The following is a 16,949-nucleotide window of genomic DNA, read 5'->3' as shown; positions in this document are numbered from 1 at the left end:
CACATAGCATCAAACGCTTCAGGTGACCGTTTTAAACATAATATCGACGATTTTTGTATATCCACCTAAATATACGAAAACGAGTATTTTAAATGGTAAACTTAAAATCATCGGCGGTACCATCATCATCCCAAGGTACATTAAAAGTGTACTAATAATTAAATCAATAAAGACAAACGCTAAATAAATGAACATCCCCGTCAATAACCCTTTTTGAATTTGCGTTAGTGTAAAGGATGGTACAAGTGTAAATAGTGAAAGATCCTTTAAAGCTTTCGGCAACTCTTCTCCGCGCACTTTCAGCATCATTTTTAAATCATGCTTATACGTATGCTTCGACATATAATCTTTCATAATCGGAGCTGTCGTCTCCGCAGCTTGACTTACTGTTATTTTTTCTTTCGTCATCGGGTCCCACACATCACTCTTTAACTGACCAAGCACTGGCTGCATCGTAAATAGCGATAAAAATAATGCAAGTCCAACAAGCACTTGGTTCGGTGGTAAATTCATTACCCCAAGTCCTTGACGAGTAATCCCAAGAACAATCATAAAATAAGTGAAATGCGTAAATAAAAGAACGATAGAAGAAGATAATGATAGAAGGATAACGAGCGCGAATAGTTGTACACTTGAATTACTCGTAAACTCTTTTCCATTTTCGAAATTAATAAAACCGTTCGTGGCTGCATACGCTGGATTTACAAAAACAAATGAAAAAATAATAGAAAATGCGAAAATAACGGCAAATAACGATAACTGTTTCTTTATTCTCATGATGGATCCTCTACTTTTTTCGTTTCACTCTTCACCGCGTCTTCTAGTGCTTGTTGAAACTGATTTCCTGTCCCTGTTAATTGCACAGATTGCACACCGTTATTACTAATAACAGTGAACACTTGCTTCCCGTCTACTTCAAATAAAAAGGCGCTCGTTTGATGATTTAAATACACGCCGTCTTTCACTTGAATATGGCCATTTTCACCTTGCTTATAAAACTGCTGTTTGCGCGTCTTTTTCGTCATATAATACGCACCATAGCCGAGCGCACCAAACAGTAAAACGACTTGTAATAAGGTCGTCATATACGACATATGACTCCTCCTCTACTCTTTATCCTGCATTTGATTTTGCGCCTTCATAAGCGCTGCATGTTTCTTGTCAGCTTCAATTTCAGAAATAATAATGCCGAACTTCTCATCCATTACTGTCGCTTCACCAATACCGACTTTTATATCGCTTAAATATACATCTACTTTATGTCCTAAATTTTTCTCTACTTCAAGAACATCGCCAACTTTTAATTGCTTCACATCACCAAGCGTAATAGATGACTTCCCAAGCTTTACTCCAAGTTCAATCGAAATATCTGAAACGGTATCAATATGTGCCTTCTCCGCTTCATTTCGACCCCCTGCAAATTCTTCCAATCCCATTAATGACACAGGAGATACTTCATGTTTCATATGGATCCTCCTACTCTATAAAACTTTTAAATAGGAGCGCCTTACGCGTTCCATCTTTCCCGATAAAACAATTAAATTTATGTTTTCCATCTACATAACCACGTAGTTGGTCTGTTACTTTCGTATGAAGCGGAATTATGTCACCTTCTTCAATTTGCTCAATCTCGCCCATTGTCATCTTCTGCTCACCAATCGCAACGTGTACAGGCTTATACACTTGATTTACTTTCACTTCTACTTCAGATGTATACTTTTTACGCTTATCCGAAGAATGTTCGACAATATTTTCAGACGTTAACTTATCCATAATTTCTTCAACAGATAAGAATGGAATCCCGATACGAACTGTCGTATTCCAAAAATCTGTTTTCATATTTACGTTCAGTAATGAAATAATATCGCTCGCTGTCGTAATCTTCAGCGCGTTTGGATCTGTCTCCGTCGTTACAAATTTCGGCTTTATCGCAACAACGCTTTCAAATGATTGTTGTAAATTTTTACAAAGAAGAGCAAATATATTATCAAGCGTTAAAAACTCAAACGCAGTTAATGGTCTACGCATCGTAAAATTACGCTTACTGTCTCCGCCAAGCCAGCATTCATGAATATAAATAACGAACGCTAAATCAATTTCAATTACGATTTCTCCAAGCTCTGGAAGGCCGAGATCAATAACACAATATAAATAGTAATCTTTCGGCATTTTCTCCACATACTCACTCGTAAACGGAACTTGCTCAACGGCCGAAGGCTCTAGTTCAATCGGAATACGCATACGAGCTGAAAACGTCTGTGACGTCTGTTTTCCAAAAGTCGACGCAATCGCTTGCAAACTACGTAAATGCTCAACACCGAACTTCTCCGGTCTATTAAAATCGTACTCTTGAAATTTATCTTGCTTCCCTGCTTCTTGTGCGAAAGCTGGCATTTCCTCGCCTTCATTTACCGCCTTCAGCAGGGCATCAATTTGCTCTTGGCTTAATTTATCGCCACTCATGAAAATCCCCTTTCCTACCTTTTCAATTCAACAATTTCAACGTACATTTTTCCATTCTTCGTCAAAATCTTTCCGGTTCCAATCTCTTCATTCTCAAGCATAAGACGTACCGTATTTTTCGTTGAATTTTCAAGACGATACAATGTACCTTTCGTAATATGAAGCAGATCTTCAATTTTCTTTTTCGTATTTCCGATTTCAAAATAAATCGTTAACGGAATATCATCTTGTAATTTCAAATCTAGCCAACTCCCATATCATGTTCACGAACATTTCATATTCTCTATTTATCCCGCTATTTGCGGGCAGTAAGACCCCTACCCCAAAATTCAGCGAAAGCAAAGAAGTTAGGTGGGGGAATCCACTGCCCGTAAAAGCCCGATTGGTGAAGGCTAATAATCAGTGGGAGATGAACAAAACCCCCACTGATTAAAGTTTCACTTTATATAAATAAAATTTCTTATTTCGAAACGTCTATATTCAATATTTTTTTTATATATCCTTGCGTTTCTTTAAATGGTGGTACACCTCCGTGCTTCCTCACATTACCAGGACCGGCATTATAAGAAGCAAGTGCTAGTACGAGATCACCGTTATTTTTCTTTAAATAACCACTTAACTCTTTCACACCGCCTTCAATACTTTCAGCTGGTGAAAATGGATTTTTTATACCCATCTCTTTCACATTTGCTGGCATAAGCTGCATCAGCCCCATCGCTCCTGCATGTGACACCGTTTTCGGATTAAAATTAGACTCTACTTCAATCATTTTTTGAATTAACGTTTTCGGAATTCCATATGTACGACTAGCGCGATTAATAATATCCTCATACTTACCCTCATTTAAATAACGTATCTTTTGAATATTATACTTTTTCGTTAATCCCCACGTATCAGCAGACTCATTTTTCGTTTCTGGGAAACGTCGCTCAAGCTCTTTTTGTGCGACTTGCACTTCATCCACTTTCTTCGTTTCAGCTTTCTCCGTCTCCTCAAGCTTACTCGTTTCCTCCACCTTAATAGGCTCAACCGGTTTATTAACAGCCGTTTCTATTTTCGTAGATAGTACCGCCTGACTCATATCCTCTACTTTTGCCGCTTGCGGAGTAACCTTCGTCTCCTTCGCAGGTTCACTCTGCAATTGATCTTGAAAACGACTACTAACGAACGCCTGCGGACTACTTAACTTTTGCTGAATTAGTCCTTTTTTATAAGCAAGAACTTCTTTTACAATATTTCCAACTACCATAATATCACCTTTTCTATAAGTAAGGATAATCTAATATTAGGGTTTTTTAAATAAGTTTGCAATAATCCTTTGTAATAAAAAAACAACTAAATTGTTAAAATGTTATTTTTTTATATCCATTAATCCAAATTTATAGTTGACACTTGATATAGCAAGACTTACAATAAATTCGAAATCGATTTTTTCGCATATTAGAATTTTTCAATTTGCAGAAAAATCAATATAAAAAAATGGGGGTTCTTAACATGAGAATTAATACAAACATTAATAGCATGCGTACGCAAGAATACATGCGCCAAAACCAAGACAAAATGAACGTTTCTATGAACCGTTTATCAAGCGGTAAACGTATCAACAGTGCAGCTGACGATGCAGCTGGACTTGCAATCGCTACTCGTATGCGCGCAAAAGAAAACGGATTAGGTGTTGCATCTCGTAATACACAAGATGGTATCTCTATGATTCGTACAGCTGATTCAGCAATGAACTCAGTATCTAACATCTTACTTCGTATGCGTGACCTAGCAGTTCAATCTGCCAACGGTACAAACACAAATGAAAACCGTGGTGCACTAGAAAAAGAATTTTCTGCATTAAGAGATCAAATTGATTACATTTCAACAAACACTCAATTTAACGGAAAAACATTATTAAATGGTGATAATAAATCTATTAAAATCCATAGTTATGATGATGGACAAGCCAAAACTGATGCAAATACATCAGCTAATTCTGGTACTACTAATCCTGGTACTACTAATCCTGGTACTACTAATCCTGCTATTAACGGCACTATCAATATCACACTAGCAAATGTTACAAGTGCTAATTTAGAAGGTAATGAAAAGAAACTTAGCCAAATTTCTATCTCAGCAACAAACGCAGGCACTACTGGAACAGCTGCCGCTCCAACAACTGGTACTGGTGGAACAACTGCCGCTCCAGCAGCTACTGAAGATGATAGTACTGCTATCAAGAACGCTAACGATGCAATTAAAGCTATCGATGGTATGATCGCATCTATCGCAGGTAGCCGTGCTGATTTAGGTGCTACATTAAACCGTCTAGACTTCAATGTAGAAAGCTTAAATAACCAGGCTTCTAACATGGCATCTTCTGCTTCTCAAATCGAAGATGCTGACATGGCGAAAGAAATGTCTGAAATGACTAAGTTCAAAATCTTGAACGAAGCTGGTATTAGCATGCTTTCTCAAGCAAACCAAACTCCTCAAATGGTTTCTAAATTATTACAATAAACCATTCGAGTTAGTTTCATGAAAGAACCTCTCTATTTATAGAGAGGTTCTTTTTTTCAATATATATAGATAAAAGGTAGCAAACCTCCTTTTATCGCTTAGGTAGAAACTCCATCCATGCATAGAAGCAGGCAGTCCTTATATAAGAATGAAAGAATACGCATTTAATTGTTCTTAATGTAGTCTCACAAAACATTTCTAATTTACTACAGCCGTAAGCACTTCATAACTCTTGTAATTATTCACAAAATATAAAATAAGAGGAGAGATACACATACGCTATGTATCTCTCCTCTTATTTTATATACTAGTCTTCATTATAAATAATATCCTCAGCTAAAGAAGTAAAGATCTCCCCAACAAGTGAGTCTTCATCATATACACATGAGCCTTTATTTTCTTCACGCTTCGCAAACGGTATTTGTGCGATTACTTCTGTTTGCAGTTGGTCTGCTAACATTTCGCCGCCGCCTTTTCCAAAGAGATAATTTCTTGACCCGTCTTGTTCTTCGTAATATGCCATGTTTTCAACGATACCTAAAATATCGTGTTTCGTATGTTTTGCCATGACTCCTACTCTAGAAGCGACAAATGATGCTACGCTATGAGGCGTCGTAATGATAATTTCCTTCGCTTGCGGAATCATTGCAGCGACATCAATGGCAACGTCTCCTGTTCCAGGTGGTAAATCTAGAAGAAGATAGTCTAATTCTCCCCAGTGCGTGTTCGCAAGGAAGTTTTGTATCCATTTGTTTAACATCGGTCCGCGCCACATAACTGGGTTATTGCCTTCTGTGAAGAATCCCATCGACATAATTTTAACACCGTGGCTAACGACCGGAATTGCGGTTTGGTCGATCATCGTCGGTTTTTCATTCGTTTCCATCATAGCTGGGATACTAAATCCATATATATCTGCATCTAAAATTCCAACCTTTTTCCCCATACGTGCTAAAGCAGTAGCAAGGTTAATCGTCACAGTTGATTTTCCGACTCCCCCTTTCCCACTTGTTACAGTAATAAAACGTACTCCTGAATCAGGCCGAAGCATACTAGGCATTCCAGTTTCCGTTCTAGCTTCTTTCTTTAAAGACGCCGTTAATGCAGCTCGTTCTTCCGGTGTCATAGAAGCGAATGTCAAAGAAACTTTTGATGCCCCAACCTTTTGAAGTGAGTCTTCAATATCTTGTTGTATTTTTGCTTTCAACGGACAACCTTGAATTGTTAAAACTACTTCTAGTCCAACCTCTGTACCATCAATTTGTATATTTCTTACCATGTTTAATTCTACAATACTTTTGTGTAACTCTGGATCTTCTACATGGCTTAAAGCGTTCATAATCTGTTCGTGAGTAATCATCATACACATTCCTTCCATTGTAATTATTTTACCTTGTGAAAAAAGTCCCCACTTTTCCCACCCGTTTTTTGCACTAAATATGTTTCTTTCATGACCATCGTTTTATCAACTGCTTTACACATATCGTAAAAAGTAAGGGCAGCGATTGATACGGCAGTTAATGCTTCCATTTCTACACCTGTTTTCCCACTACATTTTACTGTCGCTCGTATCGTTAACTCATACCCATCACTTGTCTTTTCATAATGAAACGAAAAATCAGTTCCTTGGATTAATATCGGGTGACACATAGGGATTATATCCGCTGTTTTTTTAGCACCGATTATGCCAGCAACTTGTGCTACTTGGAGTGGGTCACCTTTTTTCAATCCACCACTTTGAATTGCTTCAAATAGTTCATTTGATAAAGAAATTGTACTTTGCGCAACAGCTGTACGTGTTGAAATGTCTTTTTGAGAAATATCAACCATTTTAGCTCTTCCTTCTTCATTCCAGTGTGGAAATTCACTCATAATGATTCTCCTTAATGTATAAAAGATGCGGTATTCAAATAAAAAGAATTAACCTCCACTTACAGGCGGGATAAACGCAACAGTATCTCCGGCTTTTACAATATCTTCGTCCGTTACAAATTCTTCATTAATTGCCACCATAACATTATCTAGCGTCTGTAAGTGATGGTTATCTTTCAGCCATTTTTTCAATTGATGAACATTCATCTCTCGTTTTTCTATTATTGCTAATCTCTCTGAACCGACTTCTTCTCGTAAATTTGCGAACAGTAAAATTGTAATCATTCTCTCATTCTTCTTTCTTTGGTTTTCCTTCTGGATACGGAGTATTTTCAAGTTGATCTCCTATCCACTCCGTTCCATCTTCCCAAAATTCTTTTTTCCAGATTGGGACAATTCTCTTTATACGTTCAATTGCGTATTCATTCGCTTCGTACGCTACTTTACGATGTGGTGACGATACTGCAATGACAACTGCGATATCCATTATTTCTAATCGTCCTACTCGGTGTGTGATTGCTACTTTCGCATCCGGCCACTTTTTTTTAATTTCTTCTCCAATTGCAGTAAGCTTTTTTACCGCCATCGGTTTATATGCTTCATACTCAAGATGTAACGTTCGTTTTCCTTTCGTTAATTCTCTAACCGTTCCTATAAAAGTTGTAATTGCTCCAGCTTCTCGTCTTGCTACTTTATTCGTTACTTCTTCAACTACAATCGGATTATCGACAATTTCAAATCGTGCTTGTCCCATCAAAACCTCTCCCTACTTTACGGAATGTCCAAGGCCATTCACTACCTTCGTTATCTTCTAATAAAAGAATGTCTACAAACATCCCTTTCTTATATCCTCTCGTACCGCCCTGTAGTACAATAAAAATGTTTGATTCTGCTAATGAAGAAACGGAACTAGATTTATCAAATCCTGATGGATAAGCGATTAGTTGTCCTTCGTTATACCGAAGCTTCGCTCGTACAAATCTTGTAAATGGATTCGGTTTTAGAAAATCTTCTCCGAGCATTGCTTTTTCTCGTTTTACATGTGGTTTTTCGCTAAACATATACGCACGAATGCTAGGTTTTACGAATAATTCAAAACCTACATAGCAAGCAGATGGATTACCTGATAATCCAAATAATAATTTCCCGTTTAATTGTGCTACTGTTGTGACGCTACCCGGACGCATGGCTACTTTATTAAAAAGAACTGACGCGCCTAACTTTTCGTATATCGCTGGCAAATAATCGTAATCTCCTACCGAAACACCACCAGTTGTAATTAACATATCCACTTCGCTTAACGCTTTTTTCACTGCTTCGTAGCACGTATTCAAATCGTCGCTAAACTTCCCAAAGTACTTTACTCTTCCACCTGCTCTTCGAATTTGAGACGATATCATATACGTATTACTATTCCGGATTTTCCCGGGTTGTAGTTTTTCATTTACATCGAGAAGTTCACTCCCAGTCGCTAATAGTCCAATTATAGGCTTTTTCGCTACTGGCACTTCGCTATAACCGAATGTAGCAAGAAGAGCTGAAATACCCGGATTAATGTAACTACCTCTTTTTGCGAGAACGGTTCCTTTCTGAACATCTTCACCTTGAAAGGATATATTATCCCCTTCTTTAAATGAGCGACGCACTTCCATATAGCTTTTTCCGATATTCTCATATTGACGATGACGAGTCAGTTCTAGCATGACGACCGCGTTACATCCTTTCGGAATTTGTGCCCCTGTCATAATTCGAACTGCTTGAAACGCTCCTACTTCTTTAGGAAATACGGAACCTGCTCCAATTTCACCGATGACTTCAAATACGATTGGATTCTCACGACTTGCTCGCGAAGTATCTTCTGCCCTAACAGCAAACCCATCATATGGCGAGCGATTGAAAGAAGGCACATCGTGATCCGCTACTATATTGTCTGCTAGTGTACGTCCGTATGCTAATTCAAGTGGTACTAGTTCTTTTACACCATAATTAGCAAATGCCATCACTTTACGAACAGCCTCTTCAACTGTAATTGGCACTCTTCTTTCCATCATTACCCATCCCTCTCTATTATCCTAATAACCGATAGTATAGTTGTTTCGCTTTTTGCATTTCATTCGTGCCATGAATAAATACACGACCATCATGAAAAACGACGATGCGATACTCTTCTAATTGGCAAGAGAGCAAATACGGATTCCGATTAACTTTCCCGTGGTTCTTTAATACTTTTTCTAACTCATCAAAGTTGTAATGCCTATTATGCGCCGGTCTAATTTGAACTGTATTTCTTCCACATAACACAGCTGTCTTCGTTTGATTTTCGTATGATAAATAAGGATAAGTTCTATTTGTTCCGCACGAAGGACAGTCTTCCATTTTGATTTTCCCTAGTTTGATAGAATGATATTGATTACTCCATATATCAAACATTAAAAATGTTTTCCTAACTGCTTTGTAATCTTCTACTAAAATTTTGAATGCTTCCGCCACTTGGTACGCTGCAACGATTTGAACAGCTGGACTAATAATTCCAACTGTGTCACACGTCGCCCCTGTAACAGGAACACTTTTCAACACACAATGTAAGCACGGTGTTTTCTTCGGAATAATTGTATAGCTCATGCCATAACTTCCGACACAAGAACCGTAAATCCAAGGGATATTGTATTTTTGTGATATATCATTGATTACAAACCGAATATCGAAATTATCTGTGGCATCAATAATGACATCGACACCACCTAATAAAGCTTCCATATTATCTACTCTTGCATCCATTACTAGCGCTTGAATTTGCACGTCTGAATTAATTTGTTTGAGACGGTTCTGTGCTGCGATTGCTTTTGGCAACTTTTCTATCGCATCTTGTTCAGCGTAAAGTTGTTGCCGCTGTAAATTACTCCATTCTACGTAATCGCGATCAATAATCGTTAATTTCCCGATACCTGCACGTACAAAGCTTTCTGCACTTGCACTTCCTAATGCACCTGCCCCTATTATTAATACATGCTTACTTCTAATTTTCTCTTGCCCTTCTTTTCCAATAGGAGTGAACAACTGTTGTCGTGAATACCGCTCTATCATGAGGTAGCCTTCCTTTCACATACTGTTATTTTTTCAAGACATCTTCTTCGGTAGTGCTTTGTTTCTGATAACAAGAAAAATAAGCGAATCCAACAAATCCAGCTCCGCCAATTACATTTCCGATAAAGACAGGCACAAAGTTTTTAGCAAGATCCATCCACGTAAGGTGCCCCGCAAAAATTACGGCTGAAATGACAAACATATTTGCTACTACTTGCTGAAACCCAATTACGACAAACGCCATAATCGGAATCCAAATCCCAACAATTTTTCCGATTAAATCGTTCGTTCCATATGCTAACCAAATTGCAAGGCAAACGAGCCAGTTACAACCAATTGCTAAAATTAACGTTCTCCCGAAAGATTCATGTAACTTATCTTGAGCTATCGCTATCGTCTTATTTAAATACGCACCTTCTGTTAACCCGCCAAGATGGCCGAAACAATACGCTACGAAAAGTGCACCTGCGAAGTTAGTTAAAGTGATCCACGCCCAATTGTTTAACACATGTTTCAATGAAATTTTCCGTGCATACAGTGCCATGGCCATCGACATCATGTTTCCCGTAATTAATTCTCCTCCTGCTAAAACAACGAGCATAAGTCCTATAGGAAAAACCGCTCCTCCTATAAAATTGACTAAACTTCCCCATTGCTCCGGTACATTACCTAGAACACGAATATTAAGTAAAAATCCTAACGAAATGAATGCTCCTCCTAAAAAACCAAGAATAAGCATTGCGGATAGCGGTTGCCTTACCTTTTGAACACCGGATTCAATCACAAGCGCAGCAATTTGTTCCGGTTTATGAAATGCCATAACCAATTCCTCCATTTTTCTCATCTAAAAAAAGCAGCACCAAAAACCCTTAACATCGTAAGGATTTTTGAATGCTGCTTAATCTCTCTGCATATCTCTTACAGAAATATCAATCATCATTTTTACTATACTCATAGAAAGTGTACAAAACTTGCACATTTCCCACTATTTACGTTCACAAAGAGAATCTACATTTTTAGTAGCTTCTCAGCCACCGATATGCGACATTTCAATTTTCGGCATTGCTTTTTTATTCGTATTGCTCAACCGTTCATCTGAATAACGGTCTGAACGATTATTCCAAATGTCACGAATAACATTAGTAATCTCCTCATCCGTATATCCAAAGCGAAGTAATTCTTTAAGATCATTTCCTTTAGAAGCAAATAAACATGTATACAATTTTCCTTCTGCTGAAATACGTGCTCTTGTACATGATGAACAGAACGAATCCGTTACAGATGAAATTATTCCTATTTCTTCTTGGCTACCAACATAACGATAACGTGTTGCAACTTCACCAGGATAGTTCGCTTCAATATGTTCCAGCGGCATAACTTTATGAATCATCTTTACTATTTCCTGCTTAGAAACTACTTCGCCTAATTCCCAGCCGTTAAAATTTCCGACATCCATATATTCAATGAACCGAAGGATATGCTTATTCTCTTTAAAGTACTCTGCCATCTGAACGATGTCTTGTTCATTTTTCCCTTTTTGAACAACCATGTTCATTTTAATTTTCATTCCGGCTTCTGCTGCAGCTTGTATTCCTGCAAGAACTGTTTTTACTTTACTTCTATTCCCATTTAAATAAGAGAAACGTTCTTCATTTAAAGAATCTAAACTAACTGTTACGCGAGATAAACCCGCCTTATATAAATCAGGAGCAAATTTTTTAAGTAATGATCCGTTTGTCGTTAAACCGATATCCTCTACTCCTTCAATTTCGTTTAATCGCTGTATGAGTTCAGGTAAATCTTTTCGAAGTAAAGGCTCTCCCCCAGTAATGCGTAACTTTCTTACACCTAACGAAACGAAAATACGTGTAATCCTTTCAATTTCATCAAAAGATAAAATTTTATCATTAGACAAAAAAGAATAATCACGACCAAATATTTCTTCTGGCATACAATATCGACAGCGAAAATTACAGCGGTCAGTAACAGAAATACGTAAATCCTTTAAAGGACGATCTAATTTGTCTAATGTGACAGATTTCATGATTATTGCCTCGTTTCTACTTATTTTATATTTACAACCCGTTCTGGATGCGTATATACATTAAAAGATTTATTACGAATGAAGCCTATTGTAGTAATCCCTAACTGCTCTGCTAGCTCTAGTGCTAACTCAGTTGGAGCTGACTTTGACAATATTACTTCACAGCCAATTTTCGCAACTTTCAATAGAATTTCAGAAGAGATACGTCCGCTAAAAACAATAACTTTATCACCAATCGAAATGTTATTTTTTAAACAATATCCGTAAATTTTATCTAAAGCGTTATGTCTTCCTATATCCATGCGACTTAAAACAATTCCACTCGCATCACATAAAGCTGCATTATGAACGCCGCCTGTATGTTGAAACGTAGACGCAGATTGCTGCATATCATTCATTAACCGAAAACAATCCTCGGCAGAAATCTGCACGCGAATATCATTCATTTCTTTCGCAGTCAGCGCATCGTTTGCGAAAACAAACCCTTGCCTACTCATTCCACAGCACGAAGTAATATAACGTTTGTTTTGTATATCACGATAATAAGGATTGATTTTCGTCGTTTTTACATGTACATATCCTTCTTTTTCTTGCATCCATATTTCATCAATATCTTCATACTTTCGGATAATGCCTTCAGAGGCTAAAAAGCCAATTACCATATCTTCAATATACTCCGGAGTACTAACCATTGTAACAAATTCCTGGCCGTTAATTTTAACCGTAACAGGAAACTCTGTTACAATGCTGTCCTCTATATGTTTAAATTCCCCTTGCTCATATTTAAAAATTTTCCGTTCCACCTGAATCGATTTCACGATGAGCATCCTTCTCTCACGTTATATTTTTATCAAAGACAAACACGGAAACTGCAATATCTTCATCTACTTTCATATCAGAAAACAGATGAACTAACTTCGCACCAACAAGTTCTTCTAAATGTTCATGAGGATTAGCCGCATACACTTCTTGGATCATTTTTGTTCGAGCCATATGAACCATTTCCGCACCATCCATAGTTCCCGAAATGAATTTCTCTGTAGGTGTCAAGTTCCCATATAATGTAGCAATCGCCATGTTTTCAGTAAATACAGTATGAATTCGTTCCGGTCCTTTCCCGAACAACTCTTTTCGAAGCTTTCGGATCATATCATTAAATTCATGTACCATTTTTGACATACTCTCATTCCTCCCCAAATATTCCATCACAACTATTTTAACAAAATGACCATTTCGTCTAAACTATTTAATACTGAGACGAAATGGATCATATTGTACACTTATCTCAAGTACGCAAGCAACATATGAAATACTATTATTGTTGCTTATCTATTCTTCTTTTAACCCTTTACCCATACCTTTTAAGAAATGAAGACCAAATCCGATAGCACGATTAATATCTGGATCCTTCAGTACTTTCATAAGGTCTAATATTCCTACTTTTTTATTACTTTGCAAATGCTGGTTTCCTTCATCCATACCTGTTAATACACTACCTACAAGCTTTTTCGTAAGTTCCGGATCAAGTTCTGTTAAAGCTCCTGCAGCGCCCATCATATTATTAATTAAATTTGTAACTGGTTCACGAGTGACTTGGCCTAGAACGATTTTTGCGATTGGTTCTTTCGCTTTCAGCATAGAATTTGCAGCTTCCAGCATCCCTATGTCATTTAGTTCACCTACTATATTAAACATTTGATTTAAAGCATCTTCATTATTAGCTAGCAGTTCTTTTAAGTCTTCGAGTTTTTGTTGTTTCATTTCTTCCTCGGTTAGCTCCTGCTTCTGGATCGCTTGAATAGGTGCTGCCATATTCTTTTCTCCCCCTTAGTTATCCGTTAAATGTACGTATCCAGGACGATCCCACTTACGATTTACCTCAATACCGTTTTGAGGATGACGCTTTTTATTACGTGGGTTCGTTTTTGGCATCGGATTTTCGCCATCAACTTCTAACACTTCCATACGTACTTTCGTTTGTTTATATGCAGGCGTGTTTGTACGCAAGTCAACGGCAGGACCTGTTAAGAAATTAATTGCCGATTCTTTATCAGTCGAATTCATTGGTAAATACAGTTCATTCGCTTTTACACGATCCGTTACAATTACACGTAATTTAAGTGCTCCGAATGGAGAAACAAGGCGTACTAACGATCCCGTTTTCACTCCACGTTTTAGTGCAAGTTCTGGAGAAACTTCGACGAAAACACCTGGTACTTTCGATTGAATACCAGTTGATTTATTTGTCATGTTCCCTTCATGGAAATGTTCAAGCATACGACCGTTATTAATGTGAAGATCGTATTCTGCTGGGAATGCAGCAGGACGTACCCAATCAGCTATCGCAAAACGAGCCTTTTTGTCCGGGAAGTTAAATCCTTCTTTGAATAGAAGCGGCGTATTCGTACCATCAAAACTTCCCCAGTGGAAACTGTTCCACCCTTCAAGTACTTCATAGTTTGCGTGTGCGAATAGTGGTGATAAACTCGCCATTTCCGCAAAGATTTCACTTGGATGACCATAGTTCCAATTTGCGCCTAACTTATTAGCAATTGCCTGCACGATCCACCAGTCTGGTTTCGCATCTCCTAGCGTCGGAAGTACTTGATATAACCTTTGTACACGACGCTCTGTATTTGTAAAAGTACCTTCTTTCTCAAGAGATGGCGCTGCTGGTAATACTACATCAGCGTATTGAGCTGTTTTAGAAAGGAACACATCTTGAACGACAAAGAACTCAAGGCTTGATAACACTTCATGTACGTGATTTGCGTTAGAGTCTACAAGAGCCATATCCTCTCCAACAAGGTACATAGCTTTCATTTTCCCTTCATCAATTGCGTGAAGCATTTCAATATTATTAAGACCTGGTTTGTTATCAATTTTTACTCCGTAAGCTATTTCAAATTTCGCACGTTCTACATCGTCAGTAACGTGCTGATATCCTGGAAGCCACCCTGGAAGTGTCCCCATATCACAAGCACCTTGTACGTTATTATGACCTCTAAGCGGATATGCACCAGCACCTGGGCGACGATAGTTTCCTGTTGCAAGTAGTAAGTTTGAAATTGCAGCGGAAGTATCTGAACCACCGGTATTTTGCGTTACCCCCATTCCCCAAAGAATACACGTACCATCTGCATCACGAATCATTTCTGCCATTTTAACGAGCGTTTCTTTTGAAATGCCTGTAATCTCTTCTGCGTATTCAAGCGTATATTCCGCGAGACTACCTTTGAAATCATCAAAGAAGTTTACATTTTCATCGATGAACTGCTGATCATGCCAACCTTGATCAATCATATATTTCGTAATAGCCATTAACCATACTTGGTCTGTTCCTTGCTTTGGACTAATAAAGATATCTGAACGCTCTGCCATTTCAGTTTTACGAAGATCTGCAACAATTAGTTTTTGACCGTGCAGTTTATGCGCACGTTTCACACGAGTCGCTAATACTGGATGACCTTCTGTTGGATTACAACCGACGATAATAACGAGACCTGATTGTGCGATATCTTTAATCGTCCCTGCATCTCCGCCCATACCAATTGTACGGAACAATCCATCTGTCGCTGGTGATTGACAATAACGTGAGCAGTTATCAATGTTATTCGTTTCGAACACTTGACGCGCTAATTTTTGAATAACATAATTATCTTCATTCGTAATTTTAGAAGAAGAAATAAAGCCGATAGAGCCTTTACCGTACTCATCTTTAATAGAGCCCAATTTATTCGCCACTACATGAAGCGCTTCTTCCCAAGTCGATTCAACGAACACTCCATTTTTACGAATTAAAGGTTTCGTAAGTCGTTTTTCAGAATTAACGAAATCCCAACCGAATTTTCCTTTTACACAAGTGGAAATTGCATTAACTGGTGCCTCAGAAGTTGGTTGCACTTTTAAAATTTTGCGCCCTTTCGTCCATACTTCAAATGAACAACCTACACCACAAAACGTACATACTGTTTTCGTCTTCTTCGTACGAGTGTCACGCATCGCAGCTTCTACTTCTGACACAGCGAAAATACCGCTATATCCAGGTTCAACCTCTTTAATAAGATCGACCATAGGTTCAAGAATATCCGGCTTCAGCCCAGTCATAAATCCAGCTTCACCAAGCATCGATTTCTCCATTAAAGCATTACAAGGACAAATCGTTACACATTGACCGCAACTTACACATGAAGAATCGTTAATATCTACTCCTTCATCCCAAATAACACGTGGGCGCTCTGCCTCCCAATCAATAGATAATGTTTCATTAACTTGTAAATTTTGACACACCTCTACACATTGACCACACGCGATACATTGATTCGGATCATAGCGATAAAATGGATGAGACATATCAACTTCGCTTGCATCAACTTTTGGCTCATAAGGATATTTTTGATGCTCAATTTCCATTAATTCTGCCGTATTATGCAATTTACAATTCCCGTTATTGTTGTCACATACCGTACAGTAAAGTAAATGATTTTCTAGTAAACGGTCCATCGCCTCATGTTGTGCTGCCTTCGCACTAATAGAGGACAACTCGATATCCATACCGTCCGTCACTACTGTAGAACATGATCGCACTAGCTTTCCATTCACTTCTACAATACAAGTATCACACGTTTGAATAGGATCCACTTCCGGCACGTAACAAATTTGTGGATGTTCAATTCCGTTCTCATTAATGATGCCTAGTACCGTTGAACCAGGCTCAGCACTATATTCTTTGCCGTCAATTGTAATATGAACCATGCTGTCGTTCATGGTGACTCCCCCTTTTTGAGAATAAAAAAAACTCCACCACGAAAATATACGCACCACATTTTTGGCACGTTATCATCATGGTGGAGTAGTTTATTAGCACATCTTGCTAAAATACCAGTCCATTTATTCATAAATAAAATGATAGATTCATAACAGGTCATATCACGATTCCATCTTTAACACTGTAATTATAGCGTTAAATTCAAAAATACAC

19 protein-coding genes and 1 pseudogene are annotated in these 16,949 nt (G+C 38.0%); 1 reads left to right on the top strand and 19 read right to left on the bottom strand.

Translation table 11 applies throughout. The annotated features are described in order from the left end of the window. Window positions 1-18: 18 nt before the first annotated feature. The 6 genes from BAU23_RS05800 to BAU23_RS05775 all read right to left on the bottom strand — a co-directional run bounded on the left by BAU23_RS05800 (window position 19) and on the right by BAU23_RS05775 (window position 3,712). Window positions 19-777 carry a flagellar type III secretion system pore protein FliP gene (locus BAU23_RS05800; protein ID WP_071733744.1) on the bottom strand — a complete coding sequence of 253 codons (759 nt, stop codon included), beginning with the start codon at window positions 775-777 and terminating at the stop codon, window positions 19-21. After that, entirely contained in the window at window positions 774-1,094 is a 321-nt protein-coding gene (locus BAU23_RS05795) for a hypothetical protein (RefSeq protein ID WP_000121180.1), read from the bottom strand. The genes BAU23_RS05800 and BAU23_RS05795 overlap by 4 nt, the downstream gene beginning before the upstream one ends. A 12-nt stretch (window positions 1,095-1,106) precedes the next feature. Next, window positions 1,107-1,466 (bottom strand): flagellar motor switch protein FliN, encoded by a 360-nt coding sequence (locus tag BAU23_RS05790; RefSeq protein WP_000680017.1) that lies wholly within the window; start codon window positions 1,464-1,466, stop codon window positions 1,107-1,109. A gap of 10 nt (window positions 1,467-1,476) precedes the next feature. Then, the gene (gene fliM, locus BAU23_RS05785) at window positions 1,477-2,463 is read right to left on the bottom strand and encodes a flagellar motor switch protein FliM (protein ID WP_000012184.1); all 987 of its coding nucleotides are present in this window, start codon (window positions 2,461-2,463) and stop codon (window positions 1,477-1,479) included. 14 nt (window positions 2,464-2,477) lie between these two features. Further along, window positions 2,478-2,702, bottom strand: a complete 225-nt coding sequence (locus tag BAU23_RS05780) for a flagellar motor switch protein FliN (protein WP_000775712.1) — start codon at window positions 2,700-2,702, stop codon at window positions 2,478-2,480. A 221-nt stretch (window positions 2,703-2,923) separates the two neighbouring features. Next, on the bottom strand, window positions 2,924-3,712 hold the full coding sequence (locus tag BAU23_RS05775) for a lytic transglycosylase domain-containing protein (RefSeq protein WP_071733742.1): 789 nt from the start codon (window positions 3,710-3,712) through the stop codon (window positions 2,924-2,926). Window positions 3,713-3,957: 245 nt separating this feature from the next. On the opposite strand from BAU23_RS05775, the gene BAU23_RS05770 reads away from it, so the two are divergent. Then, window positions 3,958-4,968: a flagellin N-terminal helical domain-containing protein gene (locus BAU23_RS05770; RefSeq protein ID WP_001222385.1), complete on the top strand. Its 1,011-nt coding sequence runs from the start codon at window positions 3,958-3,960 to the stop codon at window positions 4,966-4,968. A gap of 307 nt (window positions 4,969-5,275) precedes the next feature. On the opposite strand, the gene BAU23_RS05765 is transcribed toward BAU23_RS05770, so the two are convergent. The 13 genes and pseudogenes from BAU23_RS05765 to BAU23_RS05705 all read right to left on the bottom strand — a co-directional run bounded on the left by BAU23_RS05765 (window position 5,276) and on the right by BAU23_RS05705 (window position 16,896). Next, window positions 5,276-6,331: a P-loop NTPase gene (locus BAU23_RS05765; RefSeq protein ID WP_116733277.1), complete on the bottom strand. Its 1,056-nt coding sequence runs from the start codon at window positions 6,329-6,331 to the stop codon at window positions 5,276-5,278. A 20-nt stretch (window positions 6,332-6,351) separates the two neighbouring features. After that, window positions 6,352-6,840, bottom strand: coding sequence for a cyclic pyranopterin monophosphate synthase MoaC (gene moaC / locus BAU23_RS05760; RefSeq protein WP_071733740.1), 489 nt, complete (start codon window positions 6,838-6,840; stop codon window positions 6,352-6,354). Window positions 6,841-6,888: 48 nt separating this feature from the next. Further along, a complete protein-coding gene (gene moaD, locus BAU23_RS05755; protein WP_000628504.1) occupies window positions 6,889-7,125 on the bottom strand; it encodes a molybdopterin converting factor subunit 1 in 237 nt (78 codons plus the stop codon). A gap of 4 nt (window positions 7,126-7,129) precedes the next feature. Beyond that, window positions 7,130-7,594 carry a molybdopterin synthase catalytic subunit MoaE gene (gene moaE, locus BAU23_RS05750; protein ID WP_000529411.1) on the bottom strand — a complete coding sequence of 155 codons (465 nt, stop codon included), beginning with the start codon at window positions 7,592-7,594 and terminating at the stop codon, window positions 7,130-7,132. Further along, window positions 7,575-8,888: a molybdopterin molybdotransferase MoeA gene (locus BAU23_RS05745; RefSeq protein WP_033656837.1), complete on the bottom strand. Its 1,314-nt coding sequence runs from the start codon at window positions 8,886-8,888 to the stop codon at window positions 7,575-7,577. The genes moaE and BAU23_RS05745 overlap by 20 nt, the downstream gene beginning before the upstream one ends. Window positions 8,889-8,907: 19 nt before the next feature. Further along, on the bottom strand, window positions 8,908-9,924 hold the full coding sequence (locus tag BAU23_RS05740) for a molybdopterin-synthase adenylyltransferase MoeB (protein WP_071733738.1): 1,017 nt from the start codon (window positions 9,922-9,924) through the stop codon (window positions 8,908-8,910). 25 nt (window positions 9,925-9,949) lie between these two features. Continuing rightward, window positions 9,950-10,744: a formate channel gene (locus BAU23_RS05735; RefSeq protein ID WP_000863994.1), complete on the bottom strand. Its 795-nt coding sequence runs from the start codon at window positions 10,742-10,744 to the stop codon at window positions 9,950-9,952. 207 nt (window positions 10,745-10,951) lie between these two features. Continuing rightward, window positions 10,952-11,968: a GTP 3',8-cyclase MoaA gene (moaA, locus tag BAU23_RS05730; RefSeq protein ID WP_071733736.1), complete on the bottom strand. Its 1,017-nt coding sequence runs from the start codon at window positions 11,966-11,968 to the stop codon at window positions 10,952-10,954. Window positions 11,969-11,988: 20 nt separating this feature from the next. After that, window positions 11,989-12,786: a formate dehydrogenase accessory sulfurtransferase FdhD gene (fdhD, locus tag BAU23_RS05725; RefSeq protein ID WP_071733734.1), complete on the bottom strand. Its 798-nt coding sequence runs from the start codon at window positions 12,784-12,786 to the stop codon at window positions 11,989-11,991. Window positions 12,787-12,802: 16 nt separating this feature from the next. Further along, on the bottom strand, window positions 12,803-13,147 hold the full coding sequence (locus tag BAU23_RS05720; RefSeq protein ID WP_000041502.1) for a Na-translocating system protein MpsC family protein: 345 nt from the start codon (window positions 13,145-13,147) through the stop codon (window positions 12,803-12,805). 150 nt (window positions 13,148-13,297) lie between these two features. Beyond that, entirely contained in the window at window positions 13,298-13,780 is a 483-nt protein-coding gene (locus BAU23_RS05715; protein ID WP_000729918.1) for a helical membrane plugin domain-containing protein, read from the bottom strand. Between the two features lie 15 nt (window positions 13,781-13,795). After that, a complete protein-coding gene (fdhF, locus tag BAU23_RS05710) occupies window positions 13,796-16,735 on the bottom strand; it encodes a formate dehydrogenase subunit alpha (RefSeq protein ID WP_071733733.1) in 2,940 nt (979 codons plus the stop codon). Next, window positions 16,704-16,896, bottom strand: a pseudogene (locus tag BAU23_RS05705) (hypothetical protein). The gene fdhF and the pseudogene BAU23_RS05705 overlap by 32 nt, the downstream one beginning before the upstream one ends. Window positions 16,897-16,949: the final 53 nt, after the last annotated feature.

The organism is Bacillus nitratireducens, assembly GCF_001884135.1.
In the GTDB taxonomy this organism is placed as follows: Bacteria; Bacillota; Bacilli; order Bacillales; family Bacillaceae_G; genus Bacillus_A; species Bacillus_A nitratireducens.
This window is presented reverse-complemented; position numbering and strand designations above follow the sequence as displayed.

What these genes read in the sequence shown, in the direction of transcription:
- BAU23_RS05800 (WP_071733744.1), bottom strand. Translation starts at nt 777, where the DNA reads ATGAGAATAAAGAAACAGTTATCGTTATTTGCCGTTATTTTCGCATTT.
- BAU23_RS05795 (WP_000121180.1), bottom strand. Translation starts at nt 1,094, where the DNA reads ATGTCGTATATGACGACCTTATTACAAGTCGTTTTACTGTTTGGTGCG.
- BAU23_RS05790 (WP_000680017.1), bottom strand. Translation starts at nt 1,466, where the DNA reads ATGAAACATGAAGTATCTCCTGTGTCATTAATGGGATTGGAAGAATTT.
- fliM (WP_000012184.1), bottom strand. Translation starts at nt 2,463, where the DNA reads ATGAGTGGCGATAAATTAAGCCAAGAGCAAATTGATGCCCTGCTGAAG.
- BAU23_RS05775 (WP_071733742.1), bottom strand. Translation starts at nt 3,712, where the DNA reads ATGGTAGTTGGAAATATTGTAAAAGAAGTTCTTGCTTATAAAAAAGGA.
- BAU23_RS05770 (WP_001222385.1), top strand. Translation starts at nt 3,958, where the DNA reads ATGAGAATTAATACAAACATTAATAGCATGCGTACGCAAGAATACATG.
- BAU23_RS05765 (WP_116733277.1), bottom strand. Translation starts at nt 6,331, where the DNA reads ATGATGATTACTCACGAACAGATTATGAACGCTTTAAGCCATGTAGAA.
- moaC (WP_071733740.1), bottom strand. Translation starts at nt 6,840, where the DNA reads ATGAGTGAATTTCCACACTGGAATGAAGAAGGAAGAGCTAAAATGGTT.
- moaD (WP_000628504.1), bottom strand. Translation starts at nt 7,125, where the DNA reads ATGATTACAATTTTACTGTTCGCAAATTTACGAGAAGAAGTCGGTTCA.
- moaE (WP_000529411.1), bottom strand. Translation starts at nt 7,594, where the DNA reads ATGGGACAAGCACGATTTGAAATTGTCGATAATCCGATTGTAGTTGAA.
- BAU23_RS05745 (WP_033656837.1), bottom strand. Translation starts at nt 8,888, where the DNA reads ATGGAAAGAAGAGTGCCAATTACAGTTGAAGAGGCTGTTCGTAAAGTG.
- BAU23_RS05740 (WP_071733738.1), bottom strand. Translation starts at nt 9,924, where the DNA reads ATGATAGAGCGGTATTCACGACAACAGTTGTTCACTCCTATTGGAAAA.
- BAU23_RS05735 (WP_000863994.1), bottom strand. Translation starts at nt 10,744, where the DNA reads ATGGCATTTCATAAACCGGAACAAATTGCTGCGCTTGTGATTGAATCC.
- moaA (WP_071733736.1), bottom strand. Translation starts at nt 11,968, where the DNA reads ATGAAATCTGTCACATTAGACAAATTAGATCGTCCTTTAAAGGATTTA.
- BAU23_RS05720 (WP_000041502.1), bottom strand. Translation starts at nt 13,147, where the DNA reads ATGTCAAAAATGGTACATGAATTTAATGATATGATCCGAAAGCTTCGA.
- BAU23_RS05715 (WP_000729918.1), bottom strand. Translation starts at nt 13,780, where the DNA reads ATGGCAGCACCTATTCAAGCGATCCAGAAGCAGGAGCTAACCGAGGAA.
- fdhF (WP_071733733.1), bottom strand. Translation starts at nt 16,735, where the DNA reads ATGAACGACAGCATGGTTCATATTACAATTGACGGCAAAGAATATAGT.